Origin of the sequence: Streptomyces sp. NBC_01257, assembly GCF_035917255.1 — a bacterium.
Taxonomy (GTDB): domain Bacteria; phylum Actinomycetota; class Actinomycetes; order Streptomycetales; family Streptomycetaceae; genus Streptomyces.
The window spans coordinates 7,360,140-7,386,064 of record NZ_CP108472.1 but is presented as its reverse complement, the minus strand read 5'-3'; the positions used below and the strand labels follow the sequence as shown (position 1 = coordinate 7,386,064).

The 25,925-nt window shown below is 72.8% G+C and carries 29 protein-coding genes; 16 read left to right on the top strand and 13 right to left on the bottom strand.

Annotation, left to right across the window (positions count from 1 at the left end):
* Positions 1–43: 43 nt before the first annotated feature.
* On the bottom strand, positions 44–775 hold the full coding sequence (locus OG408_RS32225) for a response regulator (protein ID WP_285564554.1): 732 nt from the start codon (positions 773–775) through the stop codon (positions 44–46).
* Entirely contained in the window at positions 772–1,995 is a 1,224-nt protein-coding gene (locus OG408_RS32220) for a sensor histidine kinase (RefSeq protein ID WP_266784557.1), read from the bottom strand. The genes OG408_RS32225 and OG408_RS32220 overlap by 4 nt, the downstream gene beginning before the upstream one ends.
* Before the next feature lie 146 nt (positions 1,996–2,141).
* Here OG408_RS32220 and OG408_RS32215 point away from each other — a divergent pair, with 146 nt between their 5' ends.
* Positions 2,142–2,345 (top strand): hypothetical protein, encoded by a 204-nt coding sequence (locus OG408_RS32215; protein ID WP_266784555.1) that lies wholly within the window; start codon positions 2,142–2,144, stop codon positions 2,343–2,345.
* A gap of 5 nt (positions 2,346–2,350) precedes the next feature.
* Here the strand turns inward: OG408_RS32215 and OG408_RS32210 are convergent, their stop codons facing one another.
* Positions 2,351–3,268, bottom strand: coding sequence for a DMT family transporter (locus tag OG408_RS32210; RefSeq protein ID WP_266784553.1), 918 nt, complete (start codon positions 3,266–3,268; stop codon positions 2,351–2,353).
* A 151-nt stretch (positions 3,269–3,419) separates the two neighbouring features.
* On the opposite strand from OG408_RS32210, the gene OG408_RS32205 reads away from it, so the two are divergent.
* From OG408_RS32205 to OG408_RS32195, 3 genes are all read left to right on the top strand, one after another.
* Positions 3,420–4,064 (top strand): TetR/AcrR family transcriptional regulator, encoded by a 645-nt coding sequence (locus OG408_RS32205; RefSeq protein WP_266784551.1) that lies wholly within the window; start codon positions 3,420–3,422, stop codon positions 4,062–4,064.
* A 122-nt stretch (positions 4,065–4,186) separates the two neighbouring features.
* The gene (locus OG408_RS32200; protein WP_326673348.1) at positions 4,187–4,624 is read left to right on the top strand and encodes a hypothetical protein; all 438 of its coding nucleotides are present in this window, start codon (positions 4,187–4,189) and stop codon (positions 4,622–4,624) included.
* 50 nt (positions 4,625–4,674) lie between these two features.
* A complete protein-coding gene (locus OG408_RS32195) occupies positions 4,675–5,277 on the top strand; it encodes a TIGR03086 family metal-binding protein (RefSeq protein WP_326673347.1) in 603 nt (200 codons plus the stop codon).
* Positions 5,278–5,302: 25 nt separating this feature from the next.
* On the opposite strand, the gene OG408_RS32190 is transcribed toward OG408_RS32195, so the two are convergent.
* Entirely contained in the window at positions 5,303–5,926 is a 624-nt protein-coding gene (locus OG408_RS32190) for a dihydrofolate reductase family protein (RefSeq protein ID WP_326673346.1), read from the bottom strand.
* A 186-nt stretch (positions 5,927–6,112) separates the two neighbouring features.
* Here OG408_RS32190 and OG408_RS32185 point away from each other — a divergent pair, with 186 nt between their 5' ends.
* The 3 genes from OG408_RS32185 to OG408_RS32175 all read left to right on the top strand — a co-directional run bounded on the left by OG408_RS32185 (position 6,113) and on the right by OG408_RS32175 (position 8,044).
* On the top strand, positions 6,113–6,859 hold the full coding sequence (locus OG408_RS32185; protein WP_326673345.1) for an SDR family NAD(P)-dependent oxidoreductase: 747 nt from the start codon (positions 6,113–6,115) through the stop codon (positions 6,857–6,859).
* Positions 6,860–6,912: 53 nt separating this feature from the next.
* Positions 6,913–7,152: a hypothetical protein gene (locus tag OG408_RS32180; protein WP_285564547.1), complete on the top strand. Its 240-nt coding sequence runs from the start codon at positions 6,913–6,915 to the stop codon at positions 7,150–7,152.
* Between the two features lie 61 nt (positions 7,153–7,213).
* Positions 7,214–8,044: an aldo/keto reductase gene (locus OG408_RS32175; protein WP_266784539.1), complete on the top strand. Its 831-nt coding sequence runs from the start codon at positions 7,214–7,216 to the stop codon at positions 8,042–8,044.
* Positions 8,045–8,075: 31 nt separating this feature from the next.
* On the opposite strand, the gene OG408_RS32170 is transcribed toward OG408_RS32175, so the two are convergent.
* The 3 genes from OG408_RS32170 to allB all read right to left on the bottom strand — a co-directional run bounded on the left by OG408_RS32170 (position 8,076) and on the right by allB (position 10,960).
* Positions 8,076–8,405, bottom strand: coding sequence for a putative quinol monooxygenase (locus OG408_RS32170; protein ID WP_326673344.1), 330 nt, complete (start codon positions 8,403–8,405; stop codon positions 8,076–8,078).
* A 93-nt stretch (positions 8,406–8,498) separates the two neighbouring features.
* Positions 8,499–9,614, bottom strand: coding sequence for an allantoicase (alc, locus tag OG408_RS32165; protein ID WP_266784535.1), 1,116 nt, complete (start codon positions 9,612–9,614; stop codon positions 8,499–8,501).
* Positions 9,611–10,960: an allantoinase AllB gene (allB, locus tag OG408_RS32160; protein ID WP_266786545.1), complete on the bottom strand. Its 1,350-nt coding sequence runs from the start codon at positions 10,958–10,960 to the stop codon at positions 9,611–9,613. Before allB ends, alc begins: the two co-directional genes overlap by 4 nt.
* A 326-nt stretch (positions 10,961–11,286) precedes the next feature.
* Here allB and OG408_RS32155 point away from each other — a divergent pair, with 326 nt between their 5' ends.
* Positions 11,287–12,087 (top strand): IclR family transcriptional regulator, encoded by an 801-nt coding sequence (locus tag OG408_RS32155; protein WP_266784533.1) that lies wholly within the window; start codon positions 11,287–11,289, stop codon positions 12,085–12,087.
* A gap of 78 nt (positions 12,088–12,165) precedes the next feature.
* On the opposite strand, the gene OG408_RS32150 is transcribed toward OG408_RS32155, so the two are convergent.
* Both OG408_RS32150 and OG408_RS32145 read right to left on the bottom strand, forming a co-directional pair.
* Positions 12,166–12,846: an ABC transporter ATP-binding protein gene (locus OG408_RS32150; RefSeq protein ID WP_285565789.1), complete on the bottom strand. Its 681-nt coding sequence runs from the start codon at positions 12,844–12,846 to the stop codon at positions 12,166–12,168.
* A complete protein-coding gene (locus OG408_RS32145; RefSeq protein WP_266784529.1) occupies positions 12,843–13,934 on the bottom strand; it encodes an ABC transporter permease in 1,092 nt (363 codons plus the stop codon). The genes OG408_RS32150 and OG408_RS32145 overlap by 4 nt, the downstream gene beginning before the upstream one ends.
* A 110-nt stretch (positions 13,935–14,044) precedes the next feature.
* Between OG408_RS32145 and OG408_RS32140 the strand changes: the two genes are divergently transcribed.
* Positions 14,045–15,259: a sensor histidine kinase gene (locus tag OG408_RS32140; RefSeq protein ID WP_326673343.1), complete on the top strand. Its 1,215-nt coding sequence runs from the start codon at positions 14,045–14,047 to the stop codon at positions 15,257–15,259.
* On the top strand, positions 15,256–15,900 hold the full coding sequence (locus OG408_RS32135; RefSeq protein WP_266784525.1) for a response regulator: 645 nt from the start codon (positions 15,256–15,258) through the stop codon (positions 15,898–15,900). Before OG408_RS32140 ends, OG408_RS32135 begins: the two co-directional genes overlap by 4 nt.
* Before the next feature lie 18 nt (positions 15,901–15,918).
* On the opposite strand, the gene OG408_RS32130 is transcribed toward OG408_RS32135, so the two are convergent.
* Entirely contained in the window at positions 15,919–16,221 is a 303-nt protein-coding gene (locus tag OG408_RS32130) for a DUF5955 family protein (RefSeq protein WP_266786543.1), read from the bottom strand.
* A 218-nt stretch (positions 16,222–16,439) separates the two neighbouring features.
* Between OG408_RS32130 and OG408_RS32125 the strand changes: the two genes are divergently transcribed.
* Genes OG408_RS32125 through aceB form a run of 3 tightly spaced genes read left to right on the top strand, consistent with a single transcriptional unit; the run spans position 16,440 to position 18,926 of the window.
* On the top strand, positions 16,440–17,072 hold the full coding sequence (locus tag OG408_RS32125; protein WP_266784523.1) for a nucleotidyltransferase family protein: 633 nt from the start codon (positions 16,440–16,442) through the stop codon (positions 17,070–17,072).
* Positions 17,065–17,268 (top strand): hypothetical protein, encoded by a 204-nt coding sequence (locus OG408_RS32120; RefSeq protein WP_266784521.1) that lies wholly within the window; start codon positions 17,065–17,067, stop codon positions 17,266–17,268. Before OG408_RS32125 ends, OG408_RS32120 begins: the two co-directional genes overlap by 8 nt.
* A 38-nt stretch (positions 17,269–17,306) precedes the next feature.
* Entirely contained in the window at positions 17,307–18,926 is a 1,620-nt protein-coding gene (gene aceB, locus OG408_RS32115; RefSeq protein WP_326673342.1) for a malate synthase A, read from the top strand.
* A gap of 64 nt (positions 18,927–18,990) precedes the next feature.
* On the opposite strand, the gene OG408_RS32110 is transcribed toward aceB, so the two are convergent.
* Positions 18,991–21,279 (bottom strand): glycosyl hydrolase family 18 protein, encoded by a 2,289-nt coding sequence (locus OG408_RS32110; protein WP_326673341.1) that lies wholly within the window; start codon positions 21,277–21,279, stop codon positions 18,991–18,993.
* 174 nt (positions 21,280–21,453) lie between these two features.
* Positions 21,454–22,446, bottom strand: a complete 993-nt coding sequence (locus OG408_RS32105) for a fibronectin type III domain-containing protein (protein WP_266784507.1) — start codon at positions 22,444–22,446, stop codon at positions 21,454–21,456.
* 129 nt (positions 22,447–22,575) lie between these two features.
* On the opposite strand from OG408_RS32105, the gene OG408_RS32100 reads away from it, so the two are divergent.
* Positions 22,576–23,637 (top strand): amidohydrolase family protein, encoded by a 1,062-nt coding sequence (locus OG408_RS32100; protein WP_326673340.1) that lies wholly within the window; start codon positions 22,576–22,578, stop codon positions 23,635–23,637.
* A gap of 37 nt (positions 23,638–23,674) precedes the next feature.
* Positions 23,675–24,280, top strand: coding sequence for a TIGR03086 family metal-binding protein (locus OG408_RS32095; RefSeq protein WP_266784504.1), 606 nt, complete (start codon positions 23,675–23,677; stop codon positions 24,278–24,280).
* 19 nt (positions 24,281–24,299) lie between these two features.
* Here OG408_RS32095 and OG408_RS32090 read toward each other — a convergent pair whose 3' ends face one another.
* Positions 24,300–24,983, bottom strand: a complete 684-nt coding sequence (locus OG408_RS32090; RefSeq protein ID WP_266784502.1) for an alpha/beta fold hydrolase — start codon at positions 24,981–24,983, stop codon at positions 24,300–24,302.
* A 60-nt stretch (positions 24,984–25,043) separates the two neighbouring features.
* On the opposite strand from OG408_RS32090, the gene OG408_RS32085 reads away from it, so the two are divergent.
* Positions 25,044–25,889, top strand: a complete 846-nt coding sequence (locus tag OG408_RS32085; RefSeq protein WP_326673339.1) for a chitosanase — start codon at positions 25,044–25,046, stop codon at positions 25,887–25,889.
* Positions 25,890–25,925 lie beyond the last annotated feature (36 nt).

Here is a 25,925-nt window from a genome sequence, read left to right as displayed (position 1 = left end):
CAACGGTCAGCCTAGGCGGCCCGCTCCCGCGCGGCCGAGTGGTTCAGGCCGGATCCGCGTCACCGTCGTCGCCGAGGAGCCCCGCGTCGTGGACCAGCAGCGCGATCTGGACCCGGTTGTTGAAGCCGAACTTGGCGAGAATGCGTGACACCTGGGTCTTCACCGTGGCCACGCTCAGATACAGCGCCGAGGCGATCTCCGCGTTGGAGCGGCCCTGTCCGACGGCGACCGCGACCTCGCGCTCCCGGTCCGCCAGCGATGCGATCCGCTGCCGCGCCCGTTCGGCCCGGTCCGCCCGTTCCTCCTGTCCGGAGCCCGCGGCACGGGCCATCAGCTGACGGGTGACCGCGGGCGACAGGACGGGGTCACCCGCCGCGACGCGTCGTACGGAGTCGACGATCTGCGCGGGCGGGGTGTCCTTGAGGACGAAGCCCGCGGCTCCGGCCCGGATGGCACGGAGCACCTGCTCGTCGGCGTGGAACGTCGTGAGGACGACGACCTCGGGCGCGTCCGGGCGGGCGCGCAGCAGTTCGGTGGCCGTCAGCCCGTCCATGACGGGCATCCGGATGTCCATCAGCACCACGTCCGGCCGGAGCCGGTCGACGAGTCCGCCCGCCTCGCTGCCGTCTGCCCCCTCCCCCACGATGTCGATGCCGTCGGCCCCGCCGAGCATGAGGGTGAGCCCCGCCCGGACGAGCGGGTCGTCGTCGACGATGAGCAGCCGGACGGGCCGGGACTCGGGGGGCGTGGAGGGGGTGGGCGCCGGGGTGGTCATGAGGACCACGGTAGCCAGGCCCGCACCCCGAACCCGCCGTCAGGCTCCGGTCCGTGGTCGAGGCGGCCCCCGGCGAGGGTGGCCCGTTCGGTCAGGCCGATCAGTCCCTGGCCGGAGCCCGGCACCTGCTCGAAGGGTTCGGTGGGGGCCGGATTGCGCACCTCCACGGTGATCCCCTGCCCCGGCCCGCCGCTGACCGTGACGGTGACCTCGGACCCGGGCGCGTGCTTGCGGGCGTTGGTCAGGCCCTCCTGGGCGATGCGGTAGACCGTGCGGCCGGTGGCGGCGGGCGCGGCGGACGGCTCGGCGATGTGGTTGTCGAGGGCGACCTTCATGCCGGCCTGCCGGGACTCGGCGACGAGGCCGTCCAGCGAGGCGAGGGTCGGCTGCGGCCGGTTGCCGTCGGCGTCGCCGTCCCGGGGGCTGCGCAGCACGCCGATGATCTCGCGGAGGTCCTGGAGTGCTTCGTGGGCGCTGTCCCGGATGACGCCGGCGGCCCGGGCGACCTCGGCCGGGGGCGCGTCCGGCCGGAACTCCAGTGCCCCCGCGTGGACGCTGAGCAGGGTCAGCCGGTGGGCGAGGACGTCGTGCATCTCGCGGGCGATGTCCTCCCGGGCCAGCCGCTGGGCCTGTTCGGCCCGCAGCCCTGCCTCGGTCTCCGCACGCCGGGCGCGTTCGCGCAGGGTGACGACGAGCTGGCGCCGGGAGCGCACGACCATGCCCCAGCTGATGACGAGGAGGACCAGCAGGACCCCGATGACGGTGGATGCCATGAACGAGGTGGACGGGTCGGGGCGCAGGTACGGCTGTACGGGGGCGACGAGCAGGGCTCCCGCGCCGACGAGGGCCACGGGCCTGAACGGCCGGTGCACGGCCACGCTGAACAGGGCCACCATCAGGGCTCCCGCCGCGGCGGGCTCCACGGTGGACAGCAACGTCAGGCCGACCGCGACCCCGACCGGCCAGCGCCGCCGCACCCACAGCGAGCAGCAGGCCGCGGCTCCGACGAGCGAGTCCACGAGGACGAAGACCTCGGGGGTGGTGTCGTCCGCCTCGATCGCGGAGACGGCCGCCATCCCGATGGCCGCCGCGCAGAGGAAGGCCGTGATGTCGACGGCCCAGTCCCGCACGGTGCGGCGCGATCTGCCGCCCCGGTCCCCGGGCAGCTCGGGGTCGGCCATCGCCGAGGGCAGCAGCCAGGGGTACTCCGTACGCGTCATATCGACAAAGCTATGCGGCCCGGAGGCCGCTTTTGGGCGTTGCGGTCCGCGGAGCGACCAAAGTCGTGGAAGCGGAGACTTTCGGACCGGCCGCGCAGACCACCGGCCGACGCGGCACCCGTGCGCGGCCCGCCAGGCTCGTCCCCATGAAGAAACTCTGTGAGACGGTCGGCTTCCTGGTCTTCGTGCAGGGCGCCGCGGGGCTGCTGCACGAATGGCTCGACTGGTTCAGCTTCTTCGGTCTGGTGCGGCGGCTGCCGTTCCTCGGCGATCACGCGTTGTTCGCCTGCATCGTGCTGGTGGTGACCGGGGTCGCGATCATGATCGCCTCGGACGCGGTCAAGGAGTGAGGCGGTCAGGGGGCGTCCGCGCTGCGGCGCCCCCACGCCGTGCCGGCGAGCACCAGCACCGCGCCCGCCGCCCCGAGCACGCCCAGCCGTTCGCCGCCGATCGCGATGCCGACGGCCGCGGCCCAGAGCGGTTCCGTACCGAGCAGCAGGCTGACCCGGGACGGTGAGGTGCGGCGTACGGACCACATCTGCACGAAGAACGCGAAGAGCGTGCAGAAGACCGACAGGAACAGCAGCCCGCCCCATTCCCGCACCCCGAACCCGGCGGCGACCGACCACGGGGAATCCCCGGTGCCGGGGGCGGCGGCGAGCAGGGCGAACACGGCGACCGCGCTGCCGAGCTGGACGGTCGTCAGCGACAGCGAGTCCGCCGACTGCACGGACCTGATGCGTGCCATCAGGAGCACGTGGAGGGTACGGGCGAGCGCGGCGACCAGCATCAGCAGATCACCCGCCGAGGGGCTGGTGAATCCGCCGCCCTGGGTCAGGAGCACCACTCCGGCGACGGAGAGTCCGGCGGCCGAGAGGAAGGTCCCGGTGGGCCGGGTCCGCGTCACGACGGCCTCGGCGAGCGGGGTGAAGATCATGGTGAGGCTGATGATGAGCCCGGCGTTGGTCGCCGAGGTGTGCACGATGCCGTACGTCTCCACCAGGAAGATCCCGCTGAGCACCAGGCCCAGCAGCCCCGCGCCCCGCCACTGGGCCGCGCTCAGCGCCCGCAGCCGGGACCGTCCGGCGATCACCAGGACGGGCAGCACGACGGCGAACCGCAGCACGAGGACGGCGATGACGGTCTGCGGAGTGGTGATGCCCTTGGCGGCGAGATAGCTGGACCCCCACACCACCGCGACGAGCAGCACAGGCAGATCGGTCAGCCACGCCCGGCGCGGCGGGGCGAGGGAGGGCACGGCGACAGAGGACACCCGGATCTCCTGGTTCTCCACAGGACTGGTGTGGAGACCTCACTGGCTCGCACGCGGAGCGATCACGCTACCGGGCGTCCTCCTACAATGGCGAGCCCCGGGACCGGCCCCGACGGCAGCCGCCCGCACCTATGGAGCACGGAGTCGCCAGATGGCCGGAGAACGCCGGGACGGAAGGGTCGAACGGGGCAATCGCACCCGTCAGCTGGTCCTCGCCCGGGCCGCCGCGGTCGCGTCGGTCGAGGGCCTCGACGGCCTGTCCCTCGGCCGGCTGGCCACGGACCTGCGGCTGAGCAAGAGCGGCGTCTTCGCGCTGTTCGGCTCCAAGGAGGAGCTCCAGCTGGCGACCGTGCGGACCGCCGTCGCCGTCTACGACGAACACGTGGTCCGGCCGACCCGCGCGGCGCCTGCCGGGCTGGGGCGCATTCTGCGGATGTACGAGTCCTGGATCGCGTACTCGCGGGAGCGGGTCTTCCCGGGTGGCTGCTTCTTCTACGCGGCCCTCGCCGAGTTCGACGCCCGCGAGGGTGCCGTGCACGACGCGCTGGTGGCCGCGCAGGCCGGCTGGGTCACCTTCGTGGAGAGGCGGATCGAGGAGGCGCGGACGCTGGGCGAGATCCGCGAGGACTGCGACGCCGCCCAGCTCGCCTTCGAGATCATCGCCTTCCTGGAACTGGCCAACGGCGATTCCGTGCTCCGCGACAGCCCCGAGAGCTACCCGAGGGCGGCGCGCGCGATCCTGGGACGGCTGCGGGCGGTGGCGGTGGACGCCTCGTCGCTGCCGGCCGCACCCTGACGCGGGCCGCTTGGGAAGACCGCTGACACATCGCGCGAAACAAACAGCACGATCGTTCGTCTAGTTGTAGGGTGGTGGTATCCGGCGCGGACGGCCGTGCCGCGCCACGGAAGGGGTCACTCGTGCCGCACAACACCCTCTGGAGCACGGCCTGGCAGGCCGGCCCGGCCGCCGGGCCGCCCGGCCGCGGCACCGAAGTAGTCGTCTCCGTCACCGAGTTCGTCACGCACCGCCCCTGGACCACCCTCTCCGTCGGAGCGGCCGGTGTGCGGCTGCGCCGCACCTGGCCGCGCACGCCCGGCGCGGTCGGCATGTGGCTGTGGGCGGAGATCGGCCCCCGGATGAACCGCACGGGATCGATCACGGTCTGGACCGCCCGCGAACACCTGCTGGGGTTCGTCGCGCGCCCCGACCACCGGCGGATCGTCGACGCCTACCGGGACCGGGGCACCCTGCGCTCGGCCACCTGGGACGCCCGGTTCACCGGCCGCGGCGCCCTGCACGCGTCCGCCCGGCGCCTGCTCACGGGCGCGGACCCGTGGCCCGGGGCAACCTCCTGAACCGGCCCGGCCACACCCGCTCGGCACGACCCACGAAAGGAATCCGGACGATGGACATCGTGCAACTCGACCGCACCGCAGTACGGGAGTCGGTCCGCGTCGTGGAACTGGCGGACCCCGGCGACTGGGACCGGCCCACCCCCTGCGACCGCTGGACGCTGCGGCTCCTCGTGGAGCACATGGGCGTCCAGCACCGCGGCTTCGCCGCCGCGGCGCGGGGCGAAGGGGCCGATCCGGCCGTCTGGGAACCCCGTCCGTCCGGTGACGACCCGGCCGGGTGGTACCGCGGGACGGCCCACGCCGTCCTGGACGCGTTCGCCCAACCGGGTCTTCTGGAGCGGAGGTTCGCGCTCCCGGAGATCGACGCCGAGGCGACGTTCGCCGCGAGCACCGCGATCGGGTTCCACTTCATCGACTACGTGGTGCACTCCTGGGACGTGGCGGCCTCGCTCGGGGTGCGTACGGCATTCCCGGCGGCCGTGCTCGATGCCGCGCTGCCCGTCGCCTTGCGCGTGCCGGGCGGGGCGCGGCGCGAGCTGCCGGGGGCGGCGTTCCGGCCCGCACTGGATCCCGCCCCGGGGGACGACACCCTGCGCCTCGTCCTGTCGGCGCTCGGCCGGTCGGCGGACTGGAGCCCTCCGCAAGGCAGTTGACCCGCGGAGCCGCGGTCCGGCCCGCTCAGGTGCCGTCCGGGACCGAGCCGAAGGCGGCGCGTCCGGTCGGCCGGTAGGTCTGGATCGCGATGCCGCTGGTCGTCGTCCGGGAGCCGGTCAGCTCGAACGCGGTCGGCAGCCCGCCGTCGGGGAAGAGCCGGCGTCCGCGGCCGAGCACGACCGGGTACACCAGCAGGTTGTACGCGTCGATCAGGTCGTGCGCCATCAGGGACTGCGCGAGCACGCCGCTGCCGTGGATCTGCAGTTCGCCGCCCTGCGTGGCCTCCTTGAGCCGGGCCACCTCAGCGGCGGCTTCGGCGGAGATCACTGTGGTGTTCTCCCAGCCGGCCTTCTCCAGCGTGGTCGAGACGACGTACTTGGGAAGGGCGTTGAGGCGGGAGGCGATCGGATCGTCGGGGTCGGTGACTCCCGGCCAGTACGCGGCGAAGATGTCGTACGTGCACCGGCCCAGCAGGAACGCCGCCGCACGGTCGAACACCTCGGTCATGAACTGCCCCATGCCCTCGTCCAGGAACGGCGCGACCCAGCCGCCGTACGCGAACCCGCCGCTCGGGTCCTCCTCGGGCCCGCCGGGGGCCTGCATGACGCCGTCGAGGGTCAGAAAGGTGGTGAGCGTCAGCTGTGCCATGGTCCTGCTCCTTCGGAACACCCGCCGGTCGGGCGTGCACATGTTCCGACCCCGCCGCCGCCCGGAACTCATCGGTCCCGGCCCGCCGCCGAACCGGAGTGGGCGTCCGTTTCCCGCCGGTATCCGGTGCGGCCGAGGGCTTTGCTTGGTCCTGTCAGCACGACCGGCAACGGACAGGAACCCCTGATGAACAGCACCGTCAGCACGAACCGCACCGCACTCGTCACCGGCGGCAGCCGCGGCATCGGCGCCGCGACCGCGCTGCGGCTCGCCCGGGACGGCGCCGATGTGGCGCTGACCTACGTCCGGGACGAGGACGCCGCCCACGAGGTCGTGCGCAAGATCGAGGCGGGCGGCCGCCGCGCCGTCGCCCTGCGCGCGGACTCCGCCGACCCGGAGGCGGTCCCCGCGGCCGTGCACCGGGCGGCGGAGATCTTCGGCCGGCTCGACATCCTGGTCAACAACGCGGGCATCGGCGTCCTCGGCCCGATCGAGGGACTCACCGACGCCGATGTCGACCGGGTGCTCGCCGTCAACGTACGGGCGGTCTTCCTGGCCTGCCGGGCGGCGGCCGGGGTCCTGGAGCGCGGGGGCCGCATCATCTCCGTCGGCACGGCACTCAGCCGGTACGCCGGCGGCCCGGGCGGCACGCTCTACGCGATGAGCAAGTCGGCGCTGTCCGGACTGACCAAGCCGCTCGCCCGCGAGCTCGGCCCGCGCGGCATCACGGTCAATCTGGTCCAGCCCGGTGCGGTGGACACCGATCTGAACCCCGCCGACGGCCCGTTCGCCGCCGGACAGCGCGCCGCGACCGCACTGGACCGGTTCGGTACGGCCGCCGAAGTGGCCGCGCTCATCGCCTACTTGGCCAGTGACGAGGCGGCGTACATCACGGGTACGGAACTGGCCGTGGACGGTGGCCACGCGGCCTGAGCGTGGCAGGGTGAGGGGAACGACCCCGTTGGGTTCCGTTCCGAGGAGGCCTCATGTCCGCACCGGGTGACGAGGACGACCGCCCGCTGTACGAACGTTTCGGACTCCGGATCGCCCGGCGCGGATACGACCGCGACCAGGTCGAGGCCTACCTCACCCGGCTCCTCGGGGGCGCCCCGCCCGACCGGACGGTCGCCTTCGAGCTGGTCCGCCGCGGCTACGAGCGGGGCGGGGTCGACGAGGTGATCACCCGGTTGCACCGGGAGGCGTCGGGGCGGCGCGGGCAGCCCTGAGAGCTGCCGTCCCGATCACGCCCTAGGCTGGCCGGGCAGTGATCCAACGGAAGGGACGATCATGCCCGCGACCCCGGTGCACACCCTCAACGACGGCCGTTCGCTCCCCGCGGTGGGGCTCGGCACCTGGCCCCTGGACGACGACGCGGCCGAGGAGGCCGTCGCCGGAGCACTGGGGCGCGGCTACCGGCTCGTCGACACCGCGCTGAACTACGGCAACGAGACCGGCACCGGGCGTGGCATCGCCCGCAGCGGCGTGCCGCGGGATGACGTCTTCGTCACCACCAAGGTGCCGGGCCGGCACCAGGGTTACGAGAAGACCCTCGCCTCGTTCGAGGAGTCCCGGCGCAACCTCGGCCTCGACCAGGTGGACCTGTACCTCATCCACTGGCCGCTGCCCCGCGTCGATCTCTACGTGGACACCTGGCGGGCTCTGATCACGTTGCGCGACGACGGGCTCGTGCGGTCGATCGGGGTCTCCAACTTCACCGCGGAGCACCTGGCGCGGCTGGAGGAGGAGACGGGCGTGCTGCCCGCCGTCAACCAGATCGAGATGCATCCGCGGCTGCCTCAGGAGGAACTGCGGGCCGTGCACGCGGCCAAGGGCATCGTCACGGAGAGCTGGAGCCCGCTGGGGCGCGGCCGCGATCTGCTGGCCGATCCGGAGCTCGTGGCGATCGCCGCGGCGCACGGGGTGACGCCCGGTCAGGCGGTGCTGCGCTGGCACACCCAGCTGGGTGCCGTGCCGATCCCGAAGTCCGCCGATCCGGGGCGGCAGCGGGAGAACCTCGATCTGTTCGGCTTCGTCCTGACGCCGGACGAGCTGGCCCGCATCTCGGCCGGTCCGCAGCAGCGGTTCGGCGGGGACCCCGAGGTGCACGAGGAGTTCTGAGGGGCGGGCGGCCGCACGCCGCCCGCCGGTCTCAGCCGGTGCGGGGCTGCACCTCGGCCATGCGGGACCAGCCCTCGCCGGGCACCTCGACGTTGATGATCTCGGGCACCTCCGCGACCAGGTCCGCCATCGTCTCCATCGCCGCCGCGAAGTGCGCCGACTGCACGTGGGCGGCACCGGCCTCGGCGGACGCGAACGCCTCCAGCAGCACGAACTGGTCCGGGTTCTCCACGCTGTAGGACCAGTCGAAGAACACGTTGCCGGGCTCCTGGCGGGTGGCGAGGGTGAAGTCCTCGACGGCCGGGAGCCAGTTGTCGCGCTCGGCGCTGCAGACGGTGAACCTGACGGCGATGAAGATCATGGCAACTCCTGGTCGGGGCGTACGGCAACCCCGGAAGGCTCCCACATCCCTGCCGTATCCATCGAATACGGACAGTCCGGTGGCTGGGCCGGTTCAGCCGCCCAGCTCGATGTGGCGGGCGGTCAGCCGCGCGGCGCCCTGTTCGGTCAGCGAGCCGAAGAGGCGCAGGCGGGAGATGCCGCCGTCCGGGAAGATGTCGATCCGGACCTGGCCGGCCCGCACGGCCTCCGGCAGGACGAAGCGGTGGCTGGTGTCGGGCTGCAGCCGGGTGCGGGGCAGTACCTCGGACCAGTCGCCGCCGTCCGTCCCGCGTGCCGAAAGGCTCGCCCAGCCGGCCGAGTTGCCCTTGAGGTAGGCGGTGTCGATCTCGACTGCGCGGATCTCCGCCTCCTCGACGAGGTGGTAGTGGATCCAGTCGTTGCCCCGGTCGCGCCGGCGCCGGGTCTCCCAGCCGTCGTCCATCTTGCGGGACCTGCCGGGCTGGATGGTGTTCGTCGCCGGGGAGTAGAAGCGGTCGGACGCGTCCTCGACCCGGCCGCCGTTCTCCAGCGCGACGAGGTCGAAGGTGCCGAGCGCCGTCAGCCAGGCGGGGTCCGGGGCGACTTCGCCGTGGACCCGGAGCCTGGCTATGCCGCCGTCGGGGTGCTGGTTGACCCGCAGGTGGGTGAAGCGCTGCGGGGCGTCGACGGTGAATCCGTTGGCCGCGTGACCGCCGACGGCCGTACGCGGCACGAGCGTCGTCCACTTCACGTCGGGCGCGAGGAGGTCCTCGGGCGACGGCGAGCCGGGCAGGGCGACGGCCTCGACGGAGACCGCCTGCGGGTAGTTGCCGCGGAAGTGGGCGGTGTCGACGACGATGCCGCGCACGACGCCGGGCGCACCGAGGCGGACCAGGGCCCAGTCGTGGTCATCGGCCGTGGGGTGGGGCTGAGCGGCGCTCACGCCGCGCCGGCGACGGGTCTCCCAGCCGTCCATGATCTTGCCCTTGTGCCCGAAGTGCTCGGGGTCGAAGTGGGCGGGTTCCGGCTTCAGCAGGTTCTCGCGCTCCGCGAAGAACTCGTCGTTGGCGGCGGTCACGCCCGCGCCGAGCCGCCGGTCGGCGAGGTCGACGAGGTGGGTGAAGGGGAAGTCGGCGGTGCGGTAGTCGGCGTACGGGTCGCCGCCGCCGTAGGGGTTCGCGTCGCCGGTGAAGTGCGTGGTCGCCGTCATCGTGAGGTGTTCCTTTCGAGGAGCCGGCCGGTGGGCTCGGCGAGGGTGCCTTCGGCGGCGATCCGCACACCGCGCAGCCAGGTCGACCGCACGACGCCGTGCAGGGTCCGGCCGGCGTAGGCGGTGACCTGGTTGCGGTGGAAGAGCTCGGCCGGGTCGACGGTGAAGGTCGCGTCGGGTGCCAGGACGGCGAAGTCGGCGTCGCGGCCGGCCTCGATCGCGCCCTTCGCGGTCAGTCCCGCCAGTGCGGCGGGGGCGGCCGACATCCAGCGGGCGACGTCGTCGAGGGAGTGGCCGCGCCTGCGGGCCTCGGTCCAGATGGCGGGCAGGCCGAGCTGGAGGGAGGAGATGCCGCCCCAGGCGGACGCGAAGTCCGGCGTCTTGAGGTCGGTGGTGCAGGGCGAGTGGTCGGAGACGATGCAGTCGATCGTGCCGTCGGCGAGCCCCTGCCACAGCGCGTCCTGGTTGGCGGCCTCACGGATGGGCGGGCAGCACTTGAACTCGGTGGCGCCGTCCGGGACTTCCTCGGCGGTCAGGGTGAGGAAGTGCGGGCAGGACTCGACGGTGACCCGGACGCCCTCGGCCTTGGCGGCGGCGATCAGCGGCAGCGCGTCGCTGGAGGACAGGTGCAGTACGTGGACGCGGGCGTTCAGCCGCTTCGCGTGGGCGATCAGCCCCTCGATCGCGGTGTTCTCGGCGTCGCGCGGCCGGGAGGCGAGGAAGTCGGCGTACTTCGCGCCGCTGCGCTGCGGGGCGGCCGCCAGGTGGTGCGGGTCCTCCGCGTGGACGATGAGCAGCCCGCCGAAGCCGGCGATCTCCGCCATCGACCGGGCCAGCTGCTCCTGGTCCAGCTCGGGGAACTCCTCGACGCCGGAGGGCGAGAGGAAGCACTTGAACCCGAAGACCCCGGCCTCGTACAGCGGGCGCAGGTCCTTCACGTTCGAGGGGATCGCACCGCCCCAGAAGCCGGTGTCGATGTGCGCCTTGGGGGCGGCCACCTGCTGCTTGACGCGCAGGTTCTCGACGGTCGTGGTCGGCGGGAGGGAGTTGAGCGGCATGTCGAGCAGGGTGGTGATCCCGCCGGCCGCGGCGGCGCGGGTGGCCGTGTAGAAGCCTTCCCACTCGGTGCGGCCGGGGTCGTTCACATGGACGTGCGTGTCCACGAGTCCGGGCAGCAGGACGTCGTCGCCGAAGTCCTCCACCCGGGCGCCCTGCGGCACCTCGGCGTCGTACGGCAGGACGGCGTCGATCGTCCCGCCCGCGATGTGCACCGCGGCGGGGCGTGTTCCCCCCGGTGTGACGACGCGCGTCGAGCGCAGTACCAGCTTCACGTCCGTACCGGACACCCGTGCTCCCCACTTCATGAATTCAACGAACTGTTGAAGGAGTCTTCACTCGGGAATGCGACCCGTCAAGACCCCATCCTCCGCTCCGGCCGTCCAGCCGACCACGCGGGAGGCCGACTGGAGATTTCCACAAAGTAAAAGTCTAATTTCGCAGGGCGGAACGTAGAATGGGCCATACGCGGCGCCCCACCGACCGGCGGCCCAGCACCGGACACCCGGACAAACGAGCCCTGACCGGCCAGGACGGTGCCCCTGCGACAGTGGGCCGATCGGGAAGTGCCCGGTAGGCTGCTGCCTTGCTCTTCCGCTTCGAAAGGACCGTTGACGTGCCGCCGTCCCACGCCAGCACTTCCGACTCCAAGCCCGCCGGTTCCAGCGGCGGTGTGCAGTCCCTTGAGCGCGCCTTCGATCTGCTGGAGCGGATGGCCGATGCCGGGGGCGAGGTCGGTCTGAGCGAGCTCTCCGCGAGCAGCGGACTCCCGCTGCCCACCATTCACCGGCTGATGCGCACGCTGGTGGTCTGCGGATACGTGCGCCAGCAGCCCAACCGCCGGTACGCGCTCGGCCCGCGCCTGATCCGCCTCGGCGAGTCCGCCGCCCGGCTGCTCGGCACCTGGGCCCGCCCGTATCTGGCCCGGCTGGTCGAGGAGACCGGCGAGACGGCCAACATGGCGCTGCTCGACGGCGACGAGATCGTGTACGTGGCGCAGGTGCCCTCCAAGCACTCGATGCGCATGTTCACCGAGGTCGGCCGCCGGGTGCTGCCGCACTCCACCGGCGTCGGCAAGGCGCTGCTGGCGCACACCCCGCCGGACGAGGTGCGGGCCCTGCTCGCGCGGACCGGGATGCCGGCCGCCACCGAGAAGACGATCACCACGCCGGACGGTTTCCTGGACGCCCTGGAGCAGGTCCGCCGGGTCGGCTACGCGGTGGACGACAACGAGCAGGAGATAGGGGTCCGCTGCCTGGCGGTCTCCGTCCCCAACTCCCCGACCTCCGCCGCGATCTCGATCTCCGGCCCGGCCGGCCGGGTGACCGAGGCCGCCACCGAGCGGATCGTGCCGATCCTCCAGCAGGCCGCGAAGGAACTCTCCGAGGTGCTGGCCAGCAGCGGTTCGGCCGGCTGACCCGACGGATACGGGGAGGGGGCGGCCCGGAGCGCAGGTGCTCCGGGCCGCCCCCTCCCCGTATCCGCCCCTCCGCACTCAGGCCAGGGCCGGGGCGGTCAGCCTGCCGTCCTGCATGGTGACGGTCCGGTCCATCCGGTCCAGATGGGTCCGGTCGTGGGTGACCAGGACCGTGGCCGTGGAACGCTGCCGGGTCAGCGAGACCAGCAGATCGAGGACCGCCGCGCCCCGCTCGTGGTCCAGTGCGCTGGTCGGTTCGTCGACGAGCAGGACCGCCGGGTCGTTCATCAGGGCACGCGCGATGTTGATCCGCTGGCGCTGCCCGCCCGAGAGCTGGTGCGGGCGGCGGTCGGCCTTGTCGGCGAGACCGACGGCGTCGAGCAGTTCCAGCGCCCGGGCCCGCGCGGCCCGGGCCGCGCCTCCCGACAGGTGCCGCATGACCTGGAGCTGTTCGGCTGCGGTCAGCGACGGCAGCAGGTTCGGCTGCTGGAAGACGATGCCGATCCGCTCGCGGCGCAGCGCCGCCTTGTCCGCGCCGCCGAGCCCCGCCGTGTCCGTGCCGGCGACGACGACGGCCCCTTCGTCCGGGGTGACCAGGGTGGCGGCCACGGCGAGCAGGCTCGACTTGCCGGAGCCGGACGGGCCGACGACCGCGGTGAGCGTGCCCGCGGGCACGTCGAGCGCGACCCGGTCCAGGGCGGTGAGGCGTCCGTCGCCGTCGGGGTAGGTGAGGGTGACATCAGTGAGGGTGAGGGTCATCGGGCACTTCCCAGCGCGGTGAGCGGATCGACGGCGGTGATCCGCCGGATGGACAGGGCCGCCCCGACGCCGCCGAGGGCGATCATCACGGCCGCCGGGACGAGGACGGTCGCCGTGTCGAGGACGAAGGGCACCGCCCCGCCGCTGACGAGCGCACCGATGCCGGAGGCGAGTGCCGTCCCCAGTGCGGTGCCGATGGCGAGCATCACCACGGCCTGGCCCAGTGCGTCCCGCAGCAGATACGGCGTGGAGGCACCGAGTGCCTTGAGAACGGCCACATCGCCGCTGCGCTGGATCGTCCAGACGGTGAAGAAGGCGCCGATGACCAGGGCGGAGATGGCGAAGAGGAAACCGCGCATCAGCTGGAGGGAGCCGTTCTCGGCCTGGTAGGAGCCGATGGCGGTGAGGGAGTCGTCGAGCGTGAGCGTGCTGGTGCCCGCCGCCCGGTCACCGGCGGCGAGATCGGCGCCGCCGGTGGTGGTCAGCGCGATCACGGTGGCGTGCGCGGCACCGTCCGCGCCGTCGCCCCCGAAGCGCTGCCAGTCGGCGAGCGCGGTCCACACGACGGGCGTGTGGCTGTACGAGGCGTCGCCCGCGACCGCCGCGACGGTCACCTCGGCGCCGCCGATCCGCAGCCGGTCACCGGTACCGGCCGCCAGGTCCTCGGCGGCCTGCCCGGAGAGCACGACCTCGCCGGGTCCGACCGGGGCGCCCCGGGGCGCGAGGCCGCTGCCGGGCTCGACGCCGAAGGCCGAGACGGCCGCCGTCCGCTCCCCCGCCACCGCGGCGGCGTTCAGCGTGCGGATCCCGAGCGGCTGCGCCGACTCGACCCCCGGCCGCTTCGCCCAGCTCCGCCAGGCGGGCTCCCGGACGGCCGAATCGGTGAAGGACACCGACCGGCCGTCGGGCGGGGCGGCGAACGCCAGGTGGTCGGCGTCCAGCCCGGTGACGGCCGAGGTGTTCTCCCGGGCCAGCCCGGCGGTGAGGCCGGACAGCAGACCCACGAGCAGCGTGATCAGCACCACGACCGTGCCCATGAGCGCGAACCGGCCCTTGGCGAACCGAAGATCTCTCCATGCGACGAACATGACTCCAGGCTCGTGTTTCCCGGCCGCCGGGACATCGCCCGCGGGCCGGTCCCGACATCAACCTTTCGATTGACCGGCCCCGCGCGCCCCGCGTCTACGCTGGACGAATCATGGAAACGCGTGTCCATCCCCCGGTCGCCGCCGCACTGCGGCTGTGTCTGCACGCCCTGCTGCTGGGCCTGCTGGCGCTCGCCGCCGTCAAGGCGGTCAGCGGCGGGGAGCCGCGCGCCGGCGCCGTCGTCGCGGCCTCCTGCGTGCTGGCCGCGGTGTACGCGGCCGGGGCGCTGGCCCCCGCCGTGCAGCCGCGGACCCGGGCCGGGGCGCTCTGGCTGGCGGTGCTGGGGGCGCTCTGGCTGGTGCTGCTGCTGCTGTCGCCGGACGCGCTGTGGGTGGCCTTCCCGCTCTACTTCCTCCAGCTGCACCTGCTGCCGATGCGCTGGGGCCTGCCGGCCGTGGCGGCGACGGCGGCGGCCGCCATCGCCAGCTTCCTGCTGCACGGCGCCGAGGTCACCCCCGGCACGTTCATCGGCCCGCTGCTGGGCGCGGCGGTCGCCGTCGCGACGGTCGTCGGCTACGACGCGCTGTTCCGCGAGAGCGAGCGGCGCCGGGAGCTCATCGAGGAGCTCGTCTCTACGCGTGCGGAACTGGCCGACGCGGAGCGCGCCGCCGGGACGCTCGCCGAGCGCGAGCGGCTGGCCCGGGAGATCCACGACACGCTCGCACAGGGGCTCTCCAGCATCCAGCTGCTGCTGCGCGCCGCCGAGCGCACCCTGCCGGCGGACGCACCGGCCACGGCCCACGTCCGACGGGCCCGCGAGGCCGCCCAGGACAATCTCGCGGAGGCCCGCCGCTTCGTGCGCGCCCTGACCCCGCCCGATCTGGAGAACGGCTCACTGGCGGCCGCCCTGGAACGGCTCACGGCCCGGACCACCACGCCCGCGCTCACGGTGCAGTTCGCCGTCAGCGGCACCCCGGTGGAGCTGCCCACACCGTACGAGGTGGCGCTGCTGCGTACCGCTCAGTCGGCACTGGCCAACACGGTGCAGCACGCCGGGGCGCGGCGGGCCGAGATCACCCTGAGCTTCATGGACACCTCGGTGTCGCTTGACGTGGTCGACGACGGCCGCGGTTTCGCGGAAGGCACCCGGGCCGGTACCGGCCCGGCCACCGGGACGAGCGGGTTCGGTCTGCCGGCCATGCGGTCCCGGGCCCGTTCGCTGGGCGGCACGCTGAGCGTGGAGTCGGCGCCCGAGCAGGGCACGGCCGTCGCCCTCACCCTGCCGCTGCCGCTCACCGCCGCCCGTACCGGACAGGACGCCGCATGAGCGCGCCGCCGCCCGATCCGATCCGGCTGCTGCTCGCCGACGACCATCCGGTGGTACGGGCGGGCCTGCGGGCCGTCCTCGACACCGAGCCGGACTTCCGCGTCGTCGCCGAGGCACCGACCGCCGAACGGGCGGTCGCCCTGGCCGCGACCGGTGCGTTCGACGTCGTCCTGATGGACCTGCAGTTCGGTGCGGGGCTGCACGGCTCGGAGGCCACCGCGGCGATCACCGCGGCGCCGGACGCGCCCCGGGTGCTGATCCTGACGACGTACGACACCGACGCGGACATCCTGGCGGCGGTCGAGGCGGGTGCGGCCGGCTATCTGCTCAAGGACGCACCGCCGGAGGAGCTGGCCGCAGCGGTCCGTACGGCCGCGGCGGGCCGCTCCGCCCTCGCACCGGCCGTCGCGCACCGGCTGATGGACCGGATGCGGACCCCGGCGCAGGCGCTCACCAAGCGCGAGCTGGAGGTCCTGCAACTGGTCGGCGAGGGACTGTCGAACCTCCGGATCAGCAAGAAGCTGTTCCTCAGCCAGGCGACGGTCAAGTCCCACCTGGTGCACATCTACGCCAAGCTGGGCGTGGACTCGCGCACCGCGGCCGTGGCAGCGGCGACGGCCCGCAGGCTCATCCGCCGCTGACGCACGCCCCCCGGTGGCTTAGCGGCGCGGCGGCTCGCCGAAGAGATCGACCGCGATCCGTACGTCCCTGAGTGCCGACGCCAGGGCGCTCACCGAACCGACCGCCCCCGCGATCAGCAGCAGCGACCTGCGGAGCCGGGGAATCTCGGGACCGCCGCCGGCCGCCATCGCGTCCAGCGCCGCCAGCTCGTCCTCGGCGATCGCGCGGTCCGGGAACTCCGCGGGATGTCCGGCCAGCTCCCTGCGGAGCCGGGAGACGGCCGCACGCAGCTCCGTCACTCTCGGGTCCTCACCGCTGCTGGTCACCCGCGCCTGCCCCACGCTCTTCAACAAAGCACTCCCCCTCGCACATCTTTGTGCCGGTGTTTCGACCAGGCCCCGGACCGTGGTCAAGTGTCCGGGGATGCGGGCAAGTTAACGCCATGACAGGTGTCGTGCGCCACTCCGCGGACGGAACTCGGAGTGTCCCGGGCGTTGACGCGTACGGGCGGCGCGGCCCGGTCCGTGCGCGAACCGCCCGTCTGGGGTATCCAGGCGGAATGACAAGCACACCGCACGCTCCCTCCTCACCTGTCCCTTCCACCTCCCCCGTGATCGCCGGACTGCTCCTCGCGGCGGGCGGCGGACGCAGGCTGGGCGGCCGTCCGAAGGCCCTGCTGGAGCACCGGGGCGGCCTGCTGGCCGACCACGCGGTGAACACCCTCCGGGAGGGCGGCTGCGGACCGGTCCACGCGGTGCTGGGTGCGGCGGCCGACGAGGTGCGGGCGCGTGCGGACCTCTCGGACGTCACGGTGACCGTCAACCCGGAGTGGACCGAGGGCATGGGGTCCTCGCTGCGGGCGGGTCTCGCCTCCCTCGCCGGGGCGGGCGCGGACGCGGTGCTCGTCCTCCTGGTGGACCAGCCCGGGATCACCGCCGCGGCGGTGGCGCGGGTGCGGTCGGCGTACCGCTCGCGGACGAGTCTGGCAGCGGCCTCGTACGAGGGGGAACGCGGCCATCCGGTGCTGTTCGGGGCCGACCTGTGGGCAGAGATCGCGGCGGGGGCGGTGGGAGACCAGGGCGCCCGGGCGTACCTGCGGGCGCACCGCGATGCGATCACGCTCGTCGAGTGTTCCGATGTGGCTCAGGCGTACGACATCGACACGGCGGAGGACCTGGCGCACCTTGAGTGAACGCACTGGCACGCTGCGCCAGCAACCGCCCTTTTCTGTCGACCCGGAGAATCTCGACATCAACAAACCATTGAACTTCCACCATGAGGAAACTACTATCCACTGGTCAGAAGCCCTCTGCACCTCAGACGGCGACCACGGCCGTATCCCGGAGCCATGGCACGCCGTGCCGTTCCAGGCGACCCGGCGGCCGTGAGACGCCGCCCGCACCGCCCGCTGAAGGAGTGACAGCTCATGTCCGCACCAGCGCCGTCCTCGCTGGCCATCGTCGATGCCGAGCCCCTGCCCCGGCAGGACGAGGTCCTCACCCCCGCGGCCCTCGCGTTCGTGGCCGAGCTGCACCGCCGGTTCACGCCCCGGCGCGACGAGCTGCTCGCCCGGCGCGGTGAGCGCCGCGCCGAGATCGCCCGCACCTCCACGCTGGACTTCCTCCCGGAGACCGCCGCGATCCGCGCGGACGACTCCTGGAAGGTCGCACCGGCGCCGGCGGCGCTGAACGACCGCCGGGTGGAGATCACCGGTCCGACCGACCGCAAGATGACCATCAACGCCCTGAACTCGGGCGCGAAGGTCTGGCTCGCCGACTTCGAGGACGCGTCCGCCCCCACGTGGGAGAACGTCGTCCTCGGCCAGCTCAACCTCATCGACGCGTACAACCGCGCCATCGACTTCACCGACCCGAAGTCCGGCAAGTCGTACGCCCTGAAGCCCGCCGACGAGCTCGCCACCGTCGTCACCCGCCCCCGCGGCTGGCACCTGGACGAGCGTCACCTCACGCTCGACGGCACCCCGGTGCCCGGCGCGCTGGTCGACTTCGGCCTCTACTTCTTCCACAACGCCCAGCGCCTGATCGACCTCGGCAAGGGCCCGTACTTCTACCTGCCGAAGACGGAGTCGCACCTGGAGGCACGCCTCTGGAACGACATCTTCGTCTTCGCCCAGGACTACAACGACATCCCGCAGGGCACCGTCCGCGCCACGGTCCTGATCGAGACGATCACCGCCGCGTACGAGATGGAGGAGATCCTCTACGAGCTCCGCGACCACGCCTCCGGGCTGAACGCGGGCCGCTGGGACTACCTCTTCTCCATCGTCAAGAACTTCCGTGACGGCGGCTCCAAGTTCGTCCTGCCGGACCGCAACGCGGTGACGATGACCGCGCCGTTCATGCGGGCGTACACCGAACTCCTCGTCCGCACCTGCCACAAGCGCGGCGCCCACGCGATCGGCGGCATGGCGGCCTTCATCCCCTCGCGCCGCGACGCCGAGGTCAACAAGGTCGCCTTCGAGAAGGTCAAGGCCGACAAGGACCGCGAGGCCGGCGACGGCTTCGACGGCTCCTGGGTCGCCCACCCCGACCTGGTCCCGATCGCCATGGCCTCCTTCGACGCGGTCCTCGGCGAGAAGCCGAACCAGAAGGAGCGCCTGCGCGAGGACGTCTCGGTGGCGGCCGGCGACCTGATCGCCATCGACACCCTGCACGCCAAGCCCACGTACGACGGTCTGCGCAACGCCGTCGCGGTCGGCATCCGCTACATCGAGGCGTGGCTGCGCGGCATGGGCGCGGTCGCCATCTTCAACCTGATGGAGGACGCGGCCACCGCCGAGATCTCGCGCTCGCAGATCTGGCAGTGGATCAACGCGGACGTCGTCTTCGAGAACGGCGAGCACGCCACGGCGGACCTGGCCCGCAAGGTCGCGGCCGAGGAACTCGCCGCGATCCGCACCGAGGTCGGCGACGAGGCCTTCGCGGCCGGCAAGTGGCAGCAGGCCCACGACCTCCTGCTCCAGGTCTCCCTGGACCAGGACTACGCGGACTTCCTGACGCTGCCCGCGTACGAGCAGCTGCGCTGACGCGACTCGCGTGCGCCTCCGCCCCCGGTACCGCACAGCACCGGGGGCGGAGGCGTGTCCGCGGCTACTTCAGCCCGGAGTCGAGCGCGCCCATCAGCGTCCCCTGCGGGGTGTCACCCGACATCTCCCAGACCATGACGCCCAGCAGGCCCTTGTCCTTCACGTACGCCGTCTTCTTCCCGATGGACCAGGTGTCGTCGAAGGACCACCACTGGTTGCCGGTGTATCCGTAAGTCGATACGGACTGTTCGTCGTGACGGACCGCCATCGTGGGGTACGCGCCGATGAGGTTGGAGTACCCCCGGGTGCCGGCCTCCTCGGCGAACTGGCCGGGGGCCGCGCCGCCCGCCGGCTGCCATTCGCCCGCCGCGCCGCCGTCGGTGACGTTCTGCCAGCCGCGGCCGTAGAACGGGATGCCGAGGGTCAGTTTGCGGGGCTCGACGCCCGCGTCCGTGTACGCCTTGATGGCGGCGTCCGCGCTGAAGTGGAAGCCGTACGGGTCCTGGGCGTCCGGGTAGAGGTTGGCCTGGTGGCCGGTGCGGTTCGGTTCCCAGGAGTTGTCGCTGCCGGAGCCGTGGAAGTCGTAGCCCTGGACGTTGGCGACGTCCAGCGAGTCGAAGACCTTGGACAGGTCCCAGCCCTCACCGATCTTCTGCGGGTCGGCGGGAGTGAAGGCGGTCAGCAGGCGGTGGCCGCCGCCGAGGGCGTCCAACTGCTTGCGGAACTCGGCGAGCAGCAGGGTGAGGTTGCCCTTGTCGTCGGGTGAGTAGTGGTTGCCGGGGTGTCCGGTGCCGGTGCCGGGCCACTCCCAGTCGATGTCGAAGCCGTCGAAGATGCCGGCCGCGGTGCCGGGGCCGCCCGCGCCGCCGTACGCGGGCAGATTGCCCTTGATGTACATGTCGATGCAGGAGGAGACGAACTTCTTGCGCGCGGCGTCGGTGGCGGCGACGTCGGAGAAGTACTTCGAGTACGTCCAGCCGCCGAGCGAGACCACGATCTTGAGGTCCGGGTGGAGCTGCTTCAGCTTCTTCAACTGGTTGAAGTTTCCGCGCAGTTTGCCCCAGCCGTCGTCCGCGACGCCGTCCACGGACTGGGCGGCGCTGAACGGGCGGGCGTAGTCGGCGTCCGCGTCGCCCGCACCGGTGCCCTGCTCGGGGTCCTGCGGGTCGGCGGTGGTGCCCTTGGTGACGCCGTTCAGGCAGGTGAGGTTGGCGGGATCGATGTTGGCGAAGGCGTAGTTGACGATGTCGAGCTTGCCGGCGGCGCCGGAGTCGTGGAGGTTCTTGACGAAGTACTGGCGGCCGTAGATCCCCCACTGGACGAAGTAGCCGACCTTCGCGTAGTTGCCCGCGCCGACGATGTCGTCGGTCTTCACGGTGAGGGTGCTGCTCGCCGGCGAGGCGTTGTCGGCCGCGTCACGCGCCCTGACGGTGAAGGTGTACGAGGTCGAGGGGGACAGGCCGCCGATGGTGGCGGTGGTCGTGGTGCCGGAGACCGTCGTGGCGAGGGCGGAGCCGCGGTGGATGTCGTACGCGGCGACCCGCTGGTTGTCCGTCGCGGCGGTCCAGGACAGCGTGACGGACGAGGAGTCGGTCGCGGTGGCGTGCAGGGCGCCGGGGGCCGTCGGCGGGGAGGTGTCGGTGGCCGGGTCGACCGTGGTGACGGTCAGGGGGGCGCTCTCGGCGGAGGTGTTGCCGCGGGTGTCCTTGGCCCGGACGGTGAAGGCGTAGGCGGTGGCGGGGGTGAGACCGGTGACGGTGGCGGAGGTCGCCGCGGTCGCCGAGCCGACCACCTTGCCGCCCGCCAGGATGTCGTACGAGGCCACCGGGAAGTCCCCCGCGGCGGCGGCCGTCCACGACAGCGAGGCGGTGCGGGCGGTCACATCGGTCCGCTTGAGCCCGCCGGGTGCGCCGGGCGGGGCGTCGGCGGAGCCGTCGCACTTGTCGCCGTTGATCCGGCAGCCGGTCGGTGCGGTGATCGGGCCGGTGGCGACGAACCAGTAGCTGTACGGCTCGGTGGTGCTGTGCGCGGCGACCGTACCGTTGTAGTGGGCGTTGACCGCGGTGATGTGGCTGCCCCGGGCGGTGACGGTGCCGTTGTACGAGGAGCTGAGCGCGACCCCGGCCGGCAGGTCGAACTCGAGGCTCCAGCCGGTGACGGCCGTGTCGGTGTCGTTGCGCAGGACGTAGGTGCCCTTCCACCACGGGCCGTTGTCGGCCGAGGTGAAGGTCGCCGTCAGCTTGCCCGCGGCGTGCGCGGGGGCCGTCTGCAGGGACAGCAGGGCGAGAAGGAGCGCGAGAACGGCGAGGAGGGCGGTCGCCGTTCTCCGTCTGAGGGGCGTGTGCTCGAACATGGTTCTCCCTTGCGGCTGGGACCGGTGAGGCGGTCCTCGGGGGGAGCGGGTTCATGTCGTTCCATGGAGCACAGGGGAAGCTAATTGGTCTGGACCAAGTCGTCAATAGGTACAGACCACTTGAGGCCGTCGGGGCTCCCCGCCCGCATCACGAGGAGCCCCGGATCTCACCGCTCAGCCGCCGAGCACGACGGTGCGCGCCGCCGAGAAGTCGCCCCACTTCCCGTCCGGGAGCTTGGCGCGGATCTTCATCGAGTAGCGGGTGCCGCGCGGGTCGGTGACCGTCAGCCGGTAGCTCGCCCGGCCCGCGGGCGGCTCGCCGCCCCAGACGATCGTGGTGGTCAGCCGGCCGTCGAGGTAGAGCTGGTACGCGGGGATCTCGCCGCCGGTCTCCGGCTGCTTCCAGTCCAGGTCCACGGCGTACTCCCGGCCCTGGGCGGTGCTCGTGACCCGCAGGTCGGTGGGGGCGGTGCTCGCGGGCGCGCCGGGGGCGGTCGCGGTGGTGAGGTCGAAGGTGTTGCTGTCGGCCGACGAGGTGTCGGCCGCGTCGCGGGCGCGGACGGTGAAGGTGTAGACGGTGCCGGGCCGCAGCCCCGTCAGCCGGGCCGTGGTCCGCGTACCGGGCACGCTGTGGATGCGGGAGCCCTCCTGGTAGATGTCGTACGAGGTGACACCGATGTCGTCCGTGGAGCCGCCCCAGGACAGCGTCGCGGCCCGGCCGCCGTCGGCCTTGCCGCGCAGTTTCACCGGCCGGGTCGGGGCCTCGTGATCGGCCGGGGTCGGCGCCGGGGTGGTCACGGCCGCGGCGGCGCTCGGCGTGGAGAGATTCCCGGCGGCGTCCCGGGCGCGGACGGTGAAGGTGTACGCGGTCGAGGCGGCCAGCCCGTCGACGTCGATCATCACCTTGGCCGCGGGCACGGACTTCACCTTCCTGCCCTGGCGGTAGACCTCGTACCCGGTGACGGCCTTGTCGTCGGTGGCCGGTTCCCACATGACGTGCGCGGAGGTGGCACTGCTCGCCTGGGCGGTCACTCCGTGCGGCGCGGTCGGTTTCCTGGTGTCCGCCTCGGCTTCGGAGCCGCAGGCGGTGAGCGTGGCGAGGAGCAGGGCGGCGGAGCAGGCCAACGCGGCGGTTGCGTGGGGGCGTTGCACGGTGTTGCCTTCCATCCGACAGCAATTGGTCCAGACCTGTATCGCATGGTGTGGGGGCCGCCGACAAGGGGCCGGAGCCGAACCTTCCGCAATGTGCCGGTGTGCACCGGGGGTGCGCTGCGCCGCCTGACGTACCGTCGGCGGATGCTGTGCATACGAGGCGTGGTGCTGCCGGAGCGCGAGGAGCGCTCGTTCTGGACCGACGGAGAGGTGCTCCGGGCCGGGGCGCCGCCGGGCGGCCGCGCGGGCCGGGGCGCCCGGACGGTCGTGGACGGTGGCTGGCTGCTGCCCGGCCTCGTCGACGTGCACACGCATCCGGGGTCAACGGACCCCGGCACACCCTTCGACGAGAAGCTGCTGCGCGAACAGCTGGCCGAGCACCGGGACGCCGGGGTGCTCGCGGTACGCACCCCGGGGACCGCCGCGCGGATGCCCGCGTGGGTGGACGCTGATCCGGAGCTGCCGCGGGTCACGTCGGCGGGGCGCTGGCTCGCGACGCCCGGCAGGTTCTTCCCCGGCTTCGGCCGGGACGTCGGCGAGGACGAGCTCGTCCGGGCGGCGCTGGAGGAGGCGGCCGCCTCTTCGGGGTGGTGCAAGGTCATCGGCGACTGGCGCGCGGACGAGCCGGCGGTACCGCTCGCCCTGCTGACCGCGGTGGTGGCCGCCGTGCACGGGGCGGGCGGCAAGGTGGCGGTGCACTGCCAGACGGCCGAGGGCACGCGCAACGCGGTGCTGGCGGGCGCCGACAGCCTGGAACACGGCATGCATCTGGATCCCGCGCTGCTGGACCGGATGGCCTCGCAGGGCACGGCGTTCGTGCCGACCCTGGGCGTCTTCGGTGCGAAGTCCGACGCGATGCGGGCGCGGGAGCCCGGGCTGCGGCGCGATCTGTGGCTGGCCGGGTGGGACACCATGTTCGGCAACGTGCGGGCCGCCCATGAGGCGGGGGTCACGGTGCTGGCCGGCACCGACTCGTTCCCCTGCGGAACGGTCGCGGGCGAGGCCGCCTGGCTGGTGCGGGCGGGGCTGTCCGCCGAGGCCGCCCTGGGCGCGGCGTCCTGGACGGCGCGGGCCTGGCTGGGGCTGCCGGGTCTGGTCGACGGCGCCCCCGCCGACCTCGTCGCCTACGCCACCGATCCGACGGCCGATCCCGCGGCCCTCGGTCACCCGAGCCGGATCATTCTCCGGGGACGCGTGGTGCGCTGAGCGATGATTCCGGGGCGCTCGGGCAGTCTGCACAGGTATGGACACCCAGACGAACCCTGCGCCCCTCCTCGACCTCGGACCCGCGGCCCGGCGGATCACCGGAATGCTCGACACCATCGACGACGGCCGGCTGGCCGGCCCGACCCCCTGTCCGGATGTGACCGTGGGCGCCCTGCTCGCGCACGTCGAAGGGCTGGCGGTGGCCTTCCGGGACGCCGCGGGCAAGAAGCTGGGGGCGACGACCGACACGGCGCCCTCCGTGGAGTCGGGGGTGCTCGCCGACGGCTGGCGCTCCACGCTGCCCGTGGCGCTCGACGAGATGGTGGCCGCCTGGCGCTCCCCGGACGCCTGGGCCGGGATGACCAGGGCCGGCAGCGTGGACCTGCCGGGCGAGGTGGCGGGGATGGTCGCGCTCAACGAGCTGGTGCTGCACGGATGGGACCTGGCGCGGTCCACGGGGCAGCCGTACGGGGCCGAGGAGGCGCATCTGAGGAACACGCTGGCGCTGCTGGCCGACGCGGGCGACGAGCCGTCGCCCGACTCCCCGTTCGGCCCGCCGGTCCCCGTCCCGGACGACGCACCGCTGCTGGACCGGGCGGTCGCACGCAGCGGCCGGCGCCCGGACTGGCGGCCGTCGAGCTGAGCCGCCGCACCACCGCCCGTCAGCTGGTGAAGAACTCCGTGATCTGCTGGGCGACCTGGTCGGCGTGCACCTCGTGGAGCCGGTGGCCGCCGCCGATCGTGAGGAGGTGGCAGTCCGGGATCAGGGAGGCCATGTCCTGGAGCCGGGCCTGCGGCATGGTGCTCGCCGGGCCGCCGGCCAGGATCAGCGTCGGGGCGACGATCTCGCCGAGGCCCTCCTCCCACGCCGGGTCGGGGTCGGCGAGCTGGGTGCGTACGGCCGCGATCACGGCCTCGTCGTAGTCGACCGGCCCTTCGGGGCCGGCCACCGGGCCAGCGGCGCCGGGGAACGGCGGCGGGGTCTCCACCAGCACCAGCCGCTCCACCCGGTCCGCGTGCTCCTGGGCGAGGAGGTGGGCGACGACGCCGCCCAGGTCGTGGCCCACCAGGCCGACCCGGTCGAGCTCGCACTCGTCGAGGAAGCCGAGGACGTCGTCCCGCATCGCCTCGAAGTCGTACGCGTCGGGCCAGTCGCTCTCGCCGTGCCCCCGCAGGTCCAGGGCGTACACCCGCCATTCCTGACCGAGCAGACTCCCGGCCGCCTCCCAGCTCGCGGCGGACCCGCCGAGGCCGTGCAGCAGCACGACGGGCGAGCCGAACGGGTCGCCCCAGGTCCGGTACGCCAGTCGTACGTCGCCGACATCCACAACAGACTGATCATCCATACCCCTGACGCTACAGCCGAATGAGCGAAGATCACTCCCACGGCCTGGCAGGGTGGAGAGGTGAAGCTCACCCCGCGTTCCCTGGTCACCTCCCTCACCGCTCTCGTCCTGGCCGTCGCCGTGCTGTCCGGGTGCGCGGGGGCCGACGGCTCCTCCTCCGGCAAGGGTTCCTCCGGGCCCGGGCTGGACGCCCCGGCGAAGAAGGACATCGCCATGCAGCTGGTCTCCAGCGCCGAGAACTCCTCGCTGGACTGGAAGGCGCAGTACGCGTACATCCAGGACATCGGCGACGGCCGCGGCTACACCGCGGGCATCATCGGCTTCTGCTCCGGCACCGGCGACATGCTGAGCGTGGTCGAGCGGTACACGAAGGCCCGGCCCGGAAATCCCCTGGAACGGTTCCTGCCGGCGCTGCGCGCGGTGAAGGGGACCGACGCGCACACGGGACTCGGCCGCCCGTTCACCGGGGCCTGGGTGAAGGCGGCGGGCGACAGCGCGTTCCGCTCGGCGCAGGACGCCGAGCGGGACCGGTCCTACTTCGACCCTGCGGTCGGGCAGGGGAAGGAGGACGGGCTGGGCGCGCTGGGCCAGTTCATCTACTACGACGCGTACGTGATGCACGGGGCCGGCGACACGGACGGCAACGTCGGCTTCCGTACGATGCGCCGCCGGGCCCTGGCCGAGGCCCGGCCCCCGGCGGAGGGCGGCGACGAGGCGGAGTACCTCGACGCGTTCCTCGACGCCCGGGTCGCGGCGATCCGCGAGGAGCCCTCGCACCGGGACACCAGCCGGGTCGAGACCGCCCAGCGGGTGTTCGTGCGCGAGGGGAACTTCGGCCTGGACACTCCGCTGCGGTGGAAGGTGTACGGCGACAGCTATCTGATCAAGGGTTCCGGGGGTTCGTAAACCCGTGATCGACAGGCGCGCGCGGCGTTCACCGCA

Bases quoted from the DNA above. Each gene is read 5' to 3' on its own strand.
- OG408_RS32225 (WP_285564554.1), bottom strand. From the start codon at position 775: ATGACCACCCCGGCGCCCACCCCCTCCACGCCCCCCGAGTCCCGGCCC.
- OG408_RS32220 (WP_266784557.1), bottom strand. From the start codon at position 1,995: ATGACGCGTACGGAGTACCCCTGGCTGCTGCCCTCGGCGATGGCCGAC.
- OG408_RS32215 (WP_266784555.1), top strand. From the start codon at position 2,142: ATGAAGAAACTCTGTGAGACGGTCGGCTTCCTGGTCTTCGTGCAGGGC.
- OG408_RS32205 (WP_266784551.1), top strand. From the start codon at position 3,420: ATGGCCGGAGAACGCCGGGACGGAAGGGTCGAACGGGGCAATCGCACC.
- OG408_RS32195 (WP_326673347.1), top strand. From the start codon at position 4,675: ATGGACATCGTGCAACTCGACCGCACCGCAGTACGGGAGTCGGTCCGC.
- OG408_RS32190 (WP_326673346.1), bottom strand. From the start codon at position 5,926: ATGGCACAGCTGACGCTCACCACCTTTCTGACCCTCGACGGCGTCATG.
- OG408_RS32185 (WP_326673345.1), top strand. From the start codon at position 6,113: ATGAACAGCACCGTCAGCACGAACCGCACCGCACTCGTCACCGGCGGC.
- OG408_RS32180 (WP_285564547.1), top strand. From the start codon at position 6,913: ATGTCCGCACCGGGTGACGAGGACGACCGCCCGCTGTACGAACGTTTC.
- OG408_RS32175 (WP_266784539.1), top strand. From the start codon at position 7,214: ATGCCCGCGACCCCGGTGCACACCCTCAACGACGGCCGTTCGCTCCCC.
- OG408_RS32170 (WP_326673344.1), bottom strand. From the start codon at position 8,405: ATGATCTTCATCGCCGTCAGGTTCACCGTCTGCAGCGCCGAGCGCGAC.
- alc (WP_266784535.1), bottom strand. From the start codon at position 9,614: ATGACGGCGACCACGCACTTCACCGGCGACGCGAACCCCTACGGCGGC.
- OG408_RS32150 (WP_285565789.1), bottom strand. From the start codon at position 12,846: ATGACCCTCACCCTCACTGATGTCACCCTCACCTACCCCGACGGCGAC.
- OG408_RS32145 (WP_266784529.1), bottom strand. From the start codon at position 13,934: ATGTTCGTCGCATGGAGAGATCTTCGGTTCGCCAAGGGCCGGTTCGCG.
- OG408_RS32140 (WP_326673343.1), top strand. From the start codon at position 14,045: ATGGAAACGCGTGTCCATCCCCCGGTCGCCGCCGCACTGCGGCTGTGT.
- OG408_RS32135 (WP_266784525.1), top strand. From the start codon at position 15,256: ATGAGCGCGCCGCCGCCCGATCCGATCCGGCTGCTGCTCGCCGACGAC.
- OG408_RS32125 (WP_266784523.1), top strand. From the start codon at position 16,440: ATGACAAGCACACCGCACGCTCCCTCCTCACCTGTCCCTTCCACCTCC.
- aceB (WP_326673342.1), top strand. From the start codon at position 17,307: ATGTCCGCACCAGCGCCGTCCTCGCTGGCCATCGTCGATGCCGAGCCC.
- OG408_RS32110 (WP_326673341.1), bottom strand. From the start codon at position 21,279: ATGTTCGAGCACACGCCCCTCAGACGGAGAACGGCGACCGCCCTCCTC.
- OG408_RS32105 (WP_266784507.1), bottom strand. From the start codon at position 22,446: ATGGAAGGCAACACCGTGCAACGCCCCCACGCAACCGCCGCGTTGGCC.
- OG408_RS32100 (WP_326673340.1), top strand. From the start codon at position 22,576: ATGCTGTGCATACGAGGCGTGGTGCTGCCGGAGCGCGAGGAGCGCTCG.
- OG408_RS32095 (WP_266784504.1), top strand. From the start codon at position 23,675: ATGGACACCCAGACGAACCCTGCGCCCCTCCTCGACCTCGGACCCGCG.
- OG408_RS32090 (WP_266784502.1), bottom strand. From the start codon at position 24,983: ATGGATGATCAGTCTGTTGTGGATGTCGGCGACGTACGACTGGCGTAC.